The 12,280-nt window shown below is 70.4% G+C and carries 10 protein-coding genes; 8 read left to right on the forward strand and 2 right to left on the reverse strand.

Annotation, left to right across the window (positions count from 1 at the left end; all coding sequences use genetic code 11):
• Positions 1 to 124 precede the first annotated feature (124 nt).
• The 3 genes from MQN93_RS00045 (at position 125) to MQN93_RS00055 (ending at position 2,424) form a co-directional block, all read left to right on the forward strand.
• On the forward strand, positions 125 to 730 hold the full coding sequence (locus MQN93_RS00045) for a YdbC family protein (protein WP_016432233.1): 606 nt from the start codon (positions 125 to 127) through the stop codon (positions 728 to 730).
• A 116-nt stretch (positions 731 to 846) separates the two neighbouring features.
• Positions 847 to 1,506, forward strand: coding sequence for a histidine phosphatase family protein (locus MQN93_RS00050; RefSeq protein WP_016432232.1), 660 nt, complete (start codon positions 847 to 849; stop codon positions 1,504 to 1,506).
• Between the two features lie 12 nt (positions 1,507 to 1,518).
• Positions 1,519 to 2,424 carry an ADP-ribosylglycohydrolase family protein gene (locus MQN93_RS00055; RefSeq protein ID WP_242707758.1) on the forward strand — a complete coding sequence of 302 codons (906 nt, stop codon included), beginning with the start codon at positions 1,519 to 1,521 and terminating at the stop codon, positions 2,422 to 2,424.
• Positions 2,425 to 2,745: 321 nt separating this feature from the next.
• Here the strand turns inward: MQN93_RS00055 and MQN93_RS00060 are convergent, their stop codons facing one another.
• The gene (locus MQN93_RS00060) at positions 2,746 to 4,293 is read right to left on the reverse strand and encodes an MFS transporter (RefSeq protein ID WP_242707759.1); all 1,548 of its coding nucleotides are present in this window, start codon (positions 4,291 to 4,293) and stop codon (positions 2,746 to 2,748) included.
• A gap of 187 nt (positions 4,294 to 4,480) precedes the next feature.
• On the opposite strand from MQN93_RS00060, the gene MQN93_RS00065 reads away from it, so the two are divergent.
• From MQN93_RS00065 to MQN93_RS00075, 3 genes are all read left to right on the forward strand, one after another.
• Positions 4,481 to 5,104: a TetR/AcrR family transcriptional regulator gene (locus MQN93_RS00065; RefSeq protein ID WP_016432229.1), complete on the forward strand. Its 624-nt coding sequence runs from the start codon at positions 4,481 to 4,483 to the stop codon at positions 5,102 to 5,104.
• An 81-nt stretch (positions 5,105 to 5,185) separates the two neighbouring features.
• Positions 5,186 to 5,887 (forward strand): ribonuclease HII, encoded by a 702-nt coding sequence (gene rnhB, locus MQN93_RS00070; RefSeq protein ID WP_016432228.1) that lies wholly within the window; start codon positions 5,186 to 5,188, stop codon positions 5,885 to 5,887.
• A gap of 68 nt (positions 5,888 to 5,955) precedes the next feature.
• The gene (locus MQN93_RS00075; RefSeq protein WP_078516506.1) at positions 5,956 to 6,567 is read left to right on the forward strand and encodes a hypothetical protein; all 612 of its coding nucleotides are present in this window, start codon (positions 5,956 to 5,958) and stop codon (positions 6,565 to 6,567) included.
• Between the two features lie 256 nt (positions 6,568 to 6,823).
• Here MQN93_RS00075 and MQN93_RS00080 read toward each other — a convergent pair whose 3' ends face one another.
• Positions 6,824 to 7,459 carry a hypothetical protein gene (locus MQN93_RS00080; RefSeq protein WP_242707760.1) on the reverse strand — a complete coding sequence of 212 codons (636 nt, stop codon included), beginning with the start codon at positions 7,457 to 7,459 and terminating at the stop codon, positions 6,824 to 6,826.
• A 382-nt stretch (positions 7,460 to 7,841) separates the two neighbouring features.
• Here MQN93_RS00080 and MQN93_RS00085 point away from each other — a divergent pair, with 382 nt between their 5' ends.
• Together MQN93_RS00085 and MQN93_RS00090 are read left to right on the forward strand one after the other, a co-directional pair.
• Positions 7,842 to 10,001 (forward strand): RecQ family ATP-dependent DNA helicase, encoded by a 2,160-nt coding sequence (locus MQN93_RS00085; RefSeq protein ID WP_242707761.1) that lies wholly within the window; start codon positions 7,842 to 7,844, stop codon positions 9,999 to 10,001.
• Positions 10,002 to 10,134: 133 nt separating this feature from the next.
• Positions 10,135 to 11,784 carry a DUF4192 domain-containing protein gene (locus MQN93_RS00090; protein ID WP_242707762.1) on the forward strand — a complete coding sequence of 550 codons (1,650 nt, stop codon included), beginning with the start codon at positions 10,135 to 10,137 and terminating at the stop codon, positions 11,782 to 11,784.
• The last annotated feature ends 496 nt before the right edge of the window (positions 11,785 to 12,280 follow it).

A 12,280-nucleotide genomic window follows, 5' to 3' on the forward strand; every position in this document is an offset into this window, starting at 1 on the left:
CGCCCCCGAACTGCCGGGCGGACAAGGCCGGTTGTCCATCCTGCCACGCGCGCGTGCCCGTGTGCCGTCGCACGGTAGGCCGGAGAGTGACCGACGCCACGCTCCGTGGCCTTACCATGGCGCGGTGCTGGTCAAGTGGATTCGCTGCACCGTGGTGGACCGCCGCGGCTTCGAGCGGGGGCAGCGAAAGTGGGCGGGGCTTCTGGGGGAGCCGGGGTTTCGGGGGCAGGGCGGTGGTTGGAGCAGGGGACGCGAGGGCGTGGCCCACATCTTCGCCTTCTGGGAAAGCCGTGCCTTCTACGACTCCTTCATGGCCCGTTCCCACGACCGGCTGGCAGCCGCCCAGGTGGGCACCTTCAAAGACGCCCAGGTCAAGCTGTTCGACTACCGCTTCGACGTGAAGACCGGTTTTGAACCACGCTTCACGGACGCCGACCTGGTGCGCGTCGCCCACTGCCGGGTCCACGAGGACCGCGCGGAACACTTCACGCTGATGCAGGAGAAGGTGTGGAACCCCGCCATGGCCGGCTCGCCGGGCATGATCCGCGGGCTGTTCGGCGAGGCCCCGGGACACGAGTTCATGGTGCTGTCGATGTGGCACTCCGCCGCCGAACACGGAAAGTACCGTGCCGAACGCGTGGAGCGACTCGCACTGCGGGCCCAGACCGAGGCGGACGTCGCGGCCCTCACGGGCGACATCGTCGACCTGGAACCCACCTGGACGGTCTGAGAACCGGGCGTTGCCGTGTGCCCCGGTGTGACCTGTGGTGCAGGAAATGTGTGACCTACGCCGTATGGAGCCCGTACGAGTGCTCGATCGGCCGTCACCCGATCTAGGGTTTTGGCATGGCAAGACCACGGCGCATCGTCCTTGTCCGGCACGGAGAGTCAACGGGCAATGTTGATGACACCGTGTACGAGCGTGAGCCCGACCATGCACTCGCGCTGACCGAGCGCGGCTGGCAGCAGGCGGAGGAGACCGGCAAGCGGTTGCGCGAGGTGTTCGGCAGCGAACCCGTCAGCGTGTACGTCTCCCCGTACCGCCGTACGCACGAGACGCTGCGCGCATTCCACCTGGACCCCGATCGCATACGGATCCGCGAGGAACCGCGGCTGCGCGAACAGGACTGGGGAAACTGGCAGGACCGCGACGACGTGCGCCTGCAGAAGGCCTACCGGGACGCGTACGGCCACTTCTTCTACCGCTTCGCCCAGGGGGAGTCCGGTGCCGACGTGTACGACCGGGTCGGCGGCTTCCTGGAGAGCCTGTTCCGCAGCTTCGAGGCCCCCGACCACCCGCCGAACGTACTGCTGGTGACGCATGGCCTGGCCATGCGCCTGTTCTGCATGCGCTGGTTCCACTGGACGGTCGCCGAATTCGAGTCGCTGTCCAACCCGGGGAACGCGGAGATGCGGATGCTCGTTCTCGGGGAGGACGACAAGTACACGCTGGACCGGCCATTCGAACGCTGGCGGGATCCGGAGCCGTACGGGATCACCGGATAGAGTGGCGGAGCGATGACCCCTGACTCCTCTCCCGACGACCGCCTGGGCCGCGCCCTGGCCAGCCTGCGCGGACTCGCGGTGGGGGACGCGCTGGGCTCGCAGTTCTTCGTTCCGGCGAACCTCCCGCTGCTGAAGCACCGCGAGGTGCCGTCCGGGCCCTGGCAGTGGACCGACGACACGGAGATGGCCTGCTCGGTGGTCGCCGTCCTCGCCGCCCACCACCGCATCGACCAGGACGCCCTGGCCCGTTCCTTCGCCGAGCACCACGACTTCGACCGGGGGTACGGCCCCGCCGTGAACCGTCTGCTGCGGCTCGTGCGGGAGGGCGGGGACTGGCGCGAGCTGGCATCGGCGCTCTTCAACGGACAGGGCTCGTGGGGCAACGGCGCGGCGATGCGGATCGCCCCGCTGGGGGCGTGGTACGCGGACGACCCGGAGCAGGCGACCCATCAGGCGGAGATCTCCGCCTATCCCACGCATCAGCACCGCGAGGCCGTCGTCGGCTCCATGGCGGTCGCCGCGGCCGCCGCACTGGCAGCGGCTCCGGGTGGCCCGCCCAGTCCTGAGGCACTCCTGGAGGACGTGGTCGCACTCATTCCGAAGAGCGCCGTCGGCGCGGGGCTACGGCGTGCACGGGACATGCTCGACTACGGCGACGCCGGCACCGTCGCGGCCGTGCTGGGCTGCGGTCGGCGTACGTCCGCGCACGACACCGTTCCCTTTGCGCTCTGGTCGGCCGCGCGGGCCCTCGGTGACTACGAGCGGGCGTTCTGGACGACCGCTCAGGTAGGCGGTGATGTGGACACGACCTGCGCCATCGTGGGCGGCGTGCTCGGTGCGACGAAGGCGGGAGGACCGCCGGCCGCGTGGCTGGAGCGGACCGAGGATCTGCCGGACTGGATGCGTGCGTCCGCCTGACGCCGGGCTGGGCTCGGCCGCCTCGGGCTTGCGCTGCGGAGAGGCCGACTCGAAAAACTCTCTGTGTCCAACGGGAACTCTGCGTGACTGCCCGACCGTTGTCCTGGCATCGACCGTGTGACTCACGCGTCGGTGCGTGCAGGTGTCACGGGAGAGTTTCCGGGGGTGGGTATGCAGTTCGAGGTGATGTGGGCAGCGTTGCTGGTTCTGGCTGCCCTGTGCCTTCAGGCGGGTGTGCGGATGGCCGGACCGGCGTCCTCGCCGTCGGTCCCCAGGACCCGGTCCGGCCATCCGCGGTGTGACGCGGGCGCGTCGGCCGGATCAGCCGACCGGCACACCCGTCGCGCCGGAGAGAGCCTCCAGATCGCTTTTGCGGACCCTGATCACGAACCACGCGGTGCCGAGTGCGAGTACGGCCATGGCCGCGGCGGCGACGAAGCCCATGGAGATGCCGTGGGCGAGCACCTCGTGCCCCCATGTGTCGGGCAGCTGGTGCGTCTTGGCGAACTCCGCCTTCTGCTCCGCCGAACCGTTGGCGAGGAACTTCGGCAGCTGCTTCTCCGCCTCGTCCTTGCTGGCCGACCCGAAGACCGTGGTCAGGATGGACAGGCCGAGCGATCCGCCCACCTGCTGCGTGGCATTGAGCAGGCCGGAGGCGGCACCCGCCTCATGCTGCGCGACACCGGAGACCGCCGTGACCGTCAGCGTCACGAAGTTCAGACCCATGCCGAAGCCGAACACCAGCATCGGGCCGAGCACCCCGCCGACGTACGTGCTGTCGGAACTGATGAGGGTCTGCCAGGCGAGACCGATCAGCGCGAGAGCCGAGCCGGTCAGCATGAACGGCTTGGGCCCGAGCACCGGCAGGAACCGCTGCGACAGACCCGCGCCGACCGCGATCACGACCGTCACCGGCAGGAATGCGAGGCCGGCCTGGATCGGGCTGTACCCCAGCACGTTCTGCACGAAGAGCACGATGTAGAAGAACATGCCGAACATGGCCGCGGCCAGGCTGAGCATGATCACGTACGTGCCCGAGCGGTTGCGGTCGGCGAACATCCGCAGCGGGGTGATCGGTTCCTTGGCCCGGGACTCGATGAGCGCGAAGGACACCAGCAGAACCACCGCGGCACCGAAGGAGCCGAGGGCCAGGCCGTCGCGCCAGCCCTCGTCCGCGGCGCGGATGAAGCCGTAGACGAGAGTCGCCATGCCCGCGGTCGAGGTCACCGCGCCCGCGATGTCGAAGCGCCCGGAGTGGCGTTCGGACTCGCTGATGTACATCGGCGCGAGCACGGCGATCAGCACACCGATCGGCACGTTGACGAAGAGCACCCAGCGCCAGTCCAGCCACTCGGTGAGCATGCCGCCCGCGAGCAGACCTATCGCACCGCCACCCGCGGAGACTGCGGCGAAGACCCCGAACGCCCGGTTCCGTTCCGGGCCTTCGGGGAATGTCGTGGTGATGAGTGCCAGGGAAGTGGGCGACGCGATCGCGCCACCCATGCCCTGCAGGACCCGCGCCGCGAGCAGCTGCCACGGTTCCTGCGCGAGACCGCCGAGCAGGGAGGCGAGCGTGAACAGAAGGATGCCGGTCATGAAGACGCGGCGGCGGCCGAGGATGTCACCGGCCCGGCCGCCCAGAAGCAGCAGGCCGCCGAAGGTGAGCGTGTAGGCGCTGACGACCCAGGTGAGGTCGGTGGTGCTGAAATCCAGCGCATTCTGAATGTGCGGGAGCGCGATGTTCACAATCGTCGCGTCGAGTACGACCATGAGTTGGCAGGCCGCGATGACTGCGAGCGCGATGCCGGGATGCCCTTCCCGGCGCGCCGCTCCTGGCTTCTGGTCCTTGATCAATTGAGAGGTTGTCACTATGGGTCCCCCACAAGTACGTTAGTGAACGCTCGCGTTCACTGTCTCGCCAACCGTAGTGAGTCCCCGATAGAGAACGCAAGCGTTCACTTAAATTGGTGCCGCGCGGCGAATCCCCCGATGCAGCCGCGAGGCGCCTCCGCACCCCCTGAAACCCCCGCTCCTCATGCCAGCTGGAGACGCTCAGATGGTTACCTCGCGCTGGACGGCCGCCCCCGCTCAGGCGGCCTCCCTCCGTCGGCGCGGCGTCGTGCTCGAACGCGCGATCCTCGAAGCCGCCCTGGAACAGCTCAGTACAGTCGGCTGGGCCGGCCTCACCATGGAGGGTGTCGCCGCCGGGGCCCAGACCGGCAAGGCCGCGGTGTACCGCCGCTGGCCGTCAAAGGAAGATCTGGTGGCGGACGCGCTGCAGGCCGGACTGCCGCGCTTCGAGCAGGCTCCCGACACGGGCAGCGTCCGTGAGGATCTGCTCGCCCTGTGCCGGGCCGCTCGGGACGCGATGTTCTCCCGCCCCGGTTCCGCGGTCCGCGCAGTGATTCACGAATGCGACTCGCTCCAGGCGGAGCGCTTCCACGCCGTGATCTTCGACGGGATCGTGGAGCCCATGATCAAGCTCGTGCGTGAGGTCATCACCCGTGGCATAGAGCGGAACGAGGTCCGTGCCGACGCGGCGAGCAGCTACGTCTTCGACGCCATCCCGGCCATCATGATGTACCGCAACAAGATGCACGGGAGTGAATGGGACGACCCCGATCTCGAAGCAATGATCGACCAGTTGATGATTCCGCTGCTGCGGCCGCACGTCGGCTGAGCGCGGTCGCGCGGGCCGGCGTCCGAGTCGGGGAGACGGGGGTGTCGGCGGGTGATCGACGGGGCGTAGGCTTGGAGCGCCATGCCGTACGTACCGCCTACTCACACCGTCGAGCGCTCCCTCCGCGCCACGACCGGAGCGAAGATCATTGCCGGTGTCGACGAGGTCGGGCGCGGCGCCTGGGCCGGGCCCGTCACCGTCTGCGCGGCGGTCACCGGACTGCGTCGTCCTCCCGAAGGTCTCACCGACTCCAAGCTGCTCACCATCAAGCGGCGCACAGAGCTTGCCGTGGTGCTGCGGAAGTGGGTGACCTCGTACGCGTTGGGTCATGCCTCTCCGGAGGAGATCGACGACCTGGGCATGACCGCAGCTCTGCGCCTGGCTGCGGTGCGCGCCCTGGAGGCTCTGCCGGTCCGTCCGGACGCGGTCATCCTCGACGGCAAGCACAACTATCTCGGCACGCCCTGGCAGGTCCGTACGGTGATCAAGGGCGACCAGTCATGCGTGGCCGTCGCGGCGGCCTCGGTGATCGCCAAGGTTCAGCGCGACAAAATGATGGCCGAGCTGGGCGTCGACCATGCAGACTTCGGTTTTGCGGACAACGCCGGGTATCCGTCACCCGTGCACAAGGCCGCACTGGCGGAGCGGGGCCCCACCCCGTACCACCGGTTGTCGTGGGCGTATCTTGATGCGCTGCCCCAGTGGCGGCATCTCAAGAAGGCCCGCAGTTGGGCGGACGGAAGCGTTCCGGAGATCGAGGGTCAGCTCGGCTTCGATTTCTGACGATTCCGCTCGCACTCATGTGCCACCCGCCGACGCGAGCCGCACCAACGTTTGATAAAAATCAGCTCATGCCTCTCATTCCCGAGGAGCCTCAGATTCACGAGAGTGCCCAGGGTCCCCGCGCCACGCCGGCCAGCGGCCGTACCGCGCCGACCCCTCGTCCTGTACCCGGCCCGCGCCCCGCGGCTCCGCCGCGTCCCGGCCGTCCCGGTCCGCACCGGCCCTCGCCGCCGGTGCAACGAACGTCGCCGGCCACGGCGAAGCCCGGACCCTCGGTCCCGGCTGCTCCGGCCACCCCGCAGATCCAGCTGATCCCTGCTCCCGAGAGCGGCGCGCTCGACGCCGCCGAGGAAGCCGTGGATCTGCTGCTGGACTCGGGGCGTGCCCCCGGCGACGTCCTGGTGATCACCACCGGCGAACAGCACCCGTGGGCCGCCCACGAGCTGTCCTTCGGTGAAACCTCCTACTGGGCGCAGCACGACGCGGGCGACGACGTCTTCTACGCGGACGCCGCTGCCGCCGGTCGCGCTGCCACCCGCCCCGTTGTCGTGGTCGCGGTCAACGGCGGTTCCGACACGGTCGCCACCGCGCTGCCTCTGGCCCTCTCCCGGGCCGGCACCCTGCTGATCGTCTGCGGTGACCCGCAGCAGATCAACTCGGTTCTGGGCGCGGGCGTCTGAGCCCTTTCCGTCGCACGAGTCGGGACGCCTGCGGGGCTTGAAGGCAGGCGCTCGACAGCCGCTGCGGTGCCGCCGGTACGGAGGACGTTCCGTCATGCGCGGACGAGGCTGGGAGCCCCTTGGACGTGTGCATCCCTGAGCGATTGCGCGGGGTTGCTCGCAGTACCGGCCGCCCCGACCTCGCAGGCGACTTGTCTCTTCCGGCGTCGACAGCGGCGGCTGCGAGGAAGGCGTGCCGGGCGGGCCGGTGGTCCTCTCAGCGGGCCGCCGCGCGGCGCAGCACCTCCGAGGCCGCACCGCCGGTCCGCGGCAGCGGAGGCGGTGCCTCGGACGTGCCGAAGGGCTCCCGTGCCGAACCCGCGTGAGGACGGCGTCCGGCGCGGCCCTCACCGAGGACCTGCCAGCCGTCCCGGGTCAGCGTGATGTACGCCCCGCAGCGCAGTCCGTGCAGCGTGCACGCGTCACGCAGGCCCCACATCCACGCGCCGTCCTCCTCGGTCCAACGGGCGTCACCGTCACGGCAGTAGAGCAGCACGGCGGTGCGCACCGGTGTGCGGCGGCGCAGGTCGTGCGGGATGACCCGACGCAGCTGCGCGAGCAGCGCATTGCGGAACATCCAGCCGTCCGCCGGCGCCGGGCGACGCGTGAACGAAGCACTCGCGCAAAGCCGTTCGTCGGGATCGAGGACGGCCACGACCGCGGTGGTCGGCCTGGGGTGGTGACGGGCGTGGAGTCCGCTGACGACCTCTCGGGGGTTGCGCAGCAGGGGGATACCGGCGGCGGCCCACTCCGAGGGTTCGAGCATGCGGGCGAGAGGGTTGGCGGATGCGGCGGACAGGTCGGCTGGCGCCGACGTGGACGCCGCCGAGGACGGAGCGAATCCGAAGGTCACGGTCCTCCCTTCGGCTACGCGCCCACACTGGGGGCGGGGTCTTGTTCGGGGGAGCGCACACCGCAGCAGGACCCTGCCGGACCACGGTCGAGCCGTGCGCGGGGAACGGACTTCAATTCTTCCTGGCGAACTGGGATGCGGCAACGAGCAATTGGGGCCGCTGACCGCTATCTGGCGGTGTGTGATTTATATCCCTACCCAGTGGGCTGCGCCACGACGCGTGTGGCCACCGTTCACCTGGAGTTCGTACACCGTTCGGCTGGGGCGGTCCAGCGGGGTGAGGCCGCCGCTGTGCCGTCAGGTGGTGCGTCGACCGGTCGCCGCCTGATCGTCACGTCGGTTGGAGTGGCTGATTGTCAGTGGCGTCGGGTTGCATGGGGGAATGAACGAAGTGGAGCTCCGCGCCGAAGCCGATGCCGTCCTCGCTCAGCTGGTCGGGGATCCGGGAGGCTCGGCGCGGCTGAGGGAGGACCAGTGGCAGGCGGTGGCGGCCCTGGTGAAGGAGCGCCGTCGCGCCCTGGTGGTGCAGCGCACCGGCTGGGGCAAGTCGGCCGTGTACTTCGTGGCGACCGCCCTGCTGCGCCGACGCGGAGCAGGCCCGACGGTGATCGTCTCGCCACTGCTGGCCCTGATGCGCAACCAGGTCGAGGCCGCGGAGCGGGCAGGCATCCGCGCGCGGACCATCAACTCGGCCAACCCGGAGGAGTGGAATGCCATCCACGAGGAGGTGGAGCGCGGAGAGACCGACGTGCTCCTCGTCAGTCCGGAGCGCCTCAATTCCGTGGATTTCCGGGACCAGTTGCTGCCCAAGCTGGCGGTCACGACCGGTCTGCTGGTGGTGGACGAGGCGCACTGCATCTCCGACTGGGGACATGACTTCCGGCCGGACTACCGCCGGCTGAGGGCGATGCTCGCCGACCTCGCCCCCGGAGTGCCGGTGCTGGCCACCACCGCGACCGCCAACGCGCGCGTGACCGCGGATGTGGCCGAGCAACTGGGCACCGGCTCCGGCGAGGCCCTGGTGCTGCGCGGCCCGCTGGACCGGGAGAGCCTGCGGCTCGGAGTGGTCCGGCTGCCGGACGCCGCCCATCGGCTGGCCTGGCTCGCCGAGCACCTGGACGAGCTGCCGGGTTCCGGAATCATCTACACGCTGACGGTGGCCGCCGCCGAGGAGGCGAGCGCCTATCTGCGTGGCCGCGGCTTCCCGGTCGCCTCCTACACCGGTCGCACGGAGAACGCCGACCGGCTGCAGGCCGAGGACGACCTCCTCGCCAACCGGGTCAAGGCGCTCGTGGCGACCTCGGCGCTGGGCATGGGCTTCGACAAGCCGGACCTCGGTTTCGTACTCCACCTCGGCTCGCCGTCCTCGCCGATCGCGTACTACCAACAGGTGGGTCGTGCGGGCCGCGGCGTCGAGCATGCCGACGTGCTGCTGCTGCCGGGCAAGGAGGACGAGGCCATCTGGCGCTACTTCGCCGATACGGCCTTCCCGCCCGAGGCACAGGTACGCCAGACGCTCTCGGCCCTCGCCGACGCGGGACGGCCGCTCTCCGTGCCCGCCCTGGAGGCGATGGTGGATCTGCGGCGCAGCCGCCTGGAGACCATGCTGAAGGTGCTGGACGTCGACGGTGCGGTCAAGCGCGTGAAGGGCGGCTGGACCGCTACGGGCGCCGAGTGGGTGTACGACGCCGAGCGCTACGCCTGGGTGGCACGACAGCGGTCGGCCGAGCAGCAGGCCATGCGTGACTACGTCGGCGCGTCCGGCTGCCGGATGGAGTTCCTGCGCCGGCAACTGGACGACGAGGGCGCGAGCCCGTGCGGCCGTTGCGACAACTGCGCGGGAGCATGGGCGGATTCTTCGGTTTCCACCACGTCGCTGAGCTCGGCGACGAAGGAACTGGACCGCCCCGGGGTGGAGGTCGAGCCCCGCAGGATGTGGCCGACGGGTATGCCCGCCCTGGGCGTCGAACTCAAGGGCCGTATCCCCGCGGGCGAACAGTGCTCCACTGGGCGCGCCCTGGGACGGCTCTCCGACATCGGCTGGGGGAACAGGCTGCGCCCCCTGCTGGCCGAGAACGCGCCCGACGGTCCGGTACCCGCCGATGTCCTCCAGGCGGCGGTGGCGGTTCTCGCCGACTGGGCGCGCTCTCCCGGGGGTTGGGCGCCGGACGTGCCGGACGCCGCACCCCGGCCGGTGGGAGTCGTCGCCGTGCCGTCCCTGACCCGACCGCAACTGGTGAGTTCGCTGGCCCAGGGCATCGCGACCGTGGGCCGCCTGCCGCTGCTCGGCGCCCTGACCTACACGGGATCGGACGGGGCGCATGCGGCACCCCGCAGCAATTCCGCCCAGCGCCTTCGGGCGTTGTCCGGCGCCTTCTCCGTGTCCGAGGAGTTGGCCGGTGCGCTCTCTGCGACGCCCGGGCCGGTTCTGCTCGTGGACGACTACACCGACTCCGGCTGGACCCTGGCCGTGGCCGCCCGGCTCCTTCGCCGGGCGGGCAGCGGCCAGGTTCTTCCGCTGGTGCTTGCCGCGACGGGGTGAGTTTGCGCGTGGCTGGGGCGATGACCTGGCGGTGACGGAGCGGGAGTCCACGTCGGCACCCGATTGACGTGTCCCTGGCCGGACTTATCCACAGGGCAAAGCGGAGTTTCGTGATCCGCGAGATCGTCTGCGTATGACGAATCACGGCGAAAGCACTGGATCTCCCGAAAACGGCAAGGCGGCGGGGCGTGACGGTCACGGGACCGATGGCGAGCGCTCGGCCTTCCCGGATGAATTCGCGCGCCCGGTCCGCCCGGGCGGTGTCGACTGCACTGCGTACGACAGCCACGGTGCCGACCATCAGGTGACGCTGCGCAGTCCGGCCGAACTGGCCGACGCGCTGCCGTATCTGCTCGGTTACCGCCCCGAGGACAGCATCGTGCTGGTCGCGCTGCACGACAGGGACGGACGCGGCCGGTTCGGTGGCCGAGCCCGGCTCGGCATTCCCGCGGGGCCGGACGACTGGGCGTCTGTGGCGGGGCAGTTGGCCCACGGACTGGTCACGGGCAGCGAGCGCAGAGGAGCCCGGCCCGAGCAGATGGTCGCGTATCTGTGCCAGGAGCCGGAGAAGGGCGAGTCGGGGCGGCAGGTCATGGAGCGGTTGCGCCCGTTGGCCCAGAAGCTGCGCATCGAGTGCGGTCTCCTCGACGTGCCGGTGATCGAGGCGCTGTGCATCTCGGACGGCCGCTTCTGGTCGTACTGCTGCAGCAACGAGGCGTGTTGCCCGCCGGAGGGCCTGCCCATGGGGCTGCCGGGCACCTCCGTGCTCGCCGCCGCTGCCACCTACGCCGGCCTGCAGGTCCGCGGCACCCTGCGCGAGCTGCGGGCCCGGTTGCAGCCCTGGGAGACCGCTGCAGCCCTGGAGCAGGAGAGCGCCCTGGACGCGGCGAGTGCGGCCCTGGTGCCCAGGATCCTCGAAGACGCCAGTCGCGTGGGCGTGGCCGAGGAGACACTGGAACTGGCTTCGCTGATCATGCGACGGCTGGCGGAGGCACCGCCGGTGTCCGGCCCGCTCGCGGCGGACCGCCGCGACGACGAACTGCTGGCCCATGACGAGGCCGCGACCTTGATTCTCGGCCTCCAGGACCGCGTGACCCGGGACCGCGCGGCCGAATGGATGGAGGGCGAGGAGGCGGCGTCCGCCCTCCGGCTGTGGCGTGCCCTTGCTCGCAGGTGCGTCGGGCCGTACCGCGAACACGCGGCGGCGCCGCTGACCCTGGCCGGTTGGGTCGCGTGGTCCACGGGCGACGACCTCGAGGCCCGCGAAGCCCTCGCCATGGCACTGGGCTCGGACCCCGACTACCTGTTCGCCCGTCTGTTGCACCAGGCCTGCAACGAGGGCCTGGACCCGGAGGCGATCCGCCGCTGTCTGCGAGCGGAGCGACAGGACCGTGGGCCGGCGGAAGTCCGACAGTTGGCCGGGGAAGAGGGAGCCGCGGAGCCGGTGCTGAACCCGGTGCCGGACTCGGTACCGACTCCGGTGCAGAACCCGGTTCAGAACGAGGCGAAGGAGCCGATGCCAGGCTCGCCCGCCCGCTCACGACGCCGCCCCCGCCAGGGCAGCACGCTTCGCAGCAACTCCCGCTCGGCGAAAGCAGAGGCGAGGGACAGTGGTCCGGGCGTGCCGCGTCAACGAAGGTCGCCCTCCAACGGCACTCGCCCCGGCCCCGCACGTACGGGGCACGGACGTCCGCGGACGTCCGGGAAGAGCCCGGCGAGCCGCCGCGACAGCCGGCCCGGGAGCCTGCATCCCGGAAGCGACGGAATCGGTGGCGAGACGTGAGGGCGTTCGGGGAGAGCGACAACCGGCGCGGCCGGACCGAGAGCGGTCATGGAGCGATCCGCGTCCAGCAATATGCGGCAGTCCAGGCAGTCCCCAGGCAGTCCATGGCAGTCCGTGGCAACGAGAAGTCGCCGGAGCCATCCGTGTGGCCGCCATTCGGTCGGGTCTGCATGGCGAGGGCGTGACCCGGGGGACCCCGGGTCCGTTCACCTGAGTGGCGGAACGCCTGGATGGTCGGGTCGCCACTCACCCCACGACAGTCCGAAACCCCCGCCTGGCGCCGCACACGCCCGAGGCGCATCGAGCGCGAAGAAGCCACTGCATGCACCAGCCGACTCCGCCCTCCGCCGCCGACGACCGTTTCGCGCCGCCTCCCGAGCAGGGTGCGGGTCCGCCGACACCCTCACACCGTTCCGGCCGGCCCGAGCCCTGGCTCGCGACCGACGCCCCGGGTGCGTTCTCGGCCACTCGCCAGGAGTGGTCTTCGATTTCCCCA

Source organism: Streptomyces spinosisporus, from assembly GCF_022698145.1.
GTDB classification, from domain to species: domain Bacteria; phylum Actinomycetota; class Actinomycetes; order Streptomycetales; family Streptomycetaceae; genus Streptomyces; species Streptomyces spinosisporus.

What these genes read in the sequence shown, in the direction of transcription:
- MQN93_RS00050 (WP_016432232.1), top strand. Translation starts at nt 847, where the DNA reads ATGGCAAGACCACGGCGCATCGTCCTTGTCCGGCACGGAGAGTCAACG.
- MQN93_RS00055 (WP_242707758.1), top strand. Translation starts at nt 1,519, where the DNA reads ATGACCCCTGACTCCTCTCCCGACGACCGCCTGGGCCGCGCCCTGGCC.
- MQN93_RS00065 (WP_016432229.1), top strand. Translation starts at nt 4,481, where the DNA reads ATGGTTACCTCGCGCTGGACGGCCGCCCCCGCTCAGGCGGCCTCCCTC.
- rnhB (WP_016432228.1), top strand. Translation starts at nt 5,186, where the DNA reads ATGCCGTACGTACCGCCTACTCACACCGTCGAGCGCTCCCTCCGCGCC.
- MQN93_RS00075 (WP_078516506.1), top strand. Translation starts at nt 5,956, where the DNA reads ATGCCTCTCATTCCCGAGGAGCCTCAGATTCACGAGAGTGCCCAGGGT.
- MQN93_RS00085 (WP_242707761.1), top strand. Translation starts at nt 7,842, where the DNA reads ATGAACGAAGTGGAGCTCCGCGCCGAAGCCGATGCCGTCCTCGCTCAG.
- MQN93_RS00090 (WP_242707762.1), top strand. Translation starts at nt 10,135, where the DNA reads ATGACGAATCACGGCGAAAGCACTGGATCTCCCGAAAACGGCAAGGCG.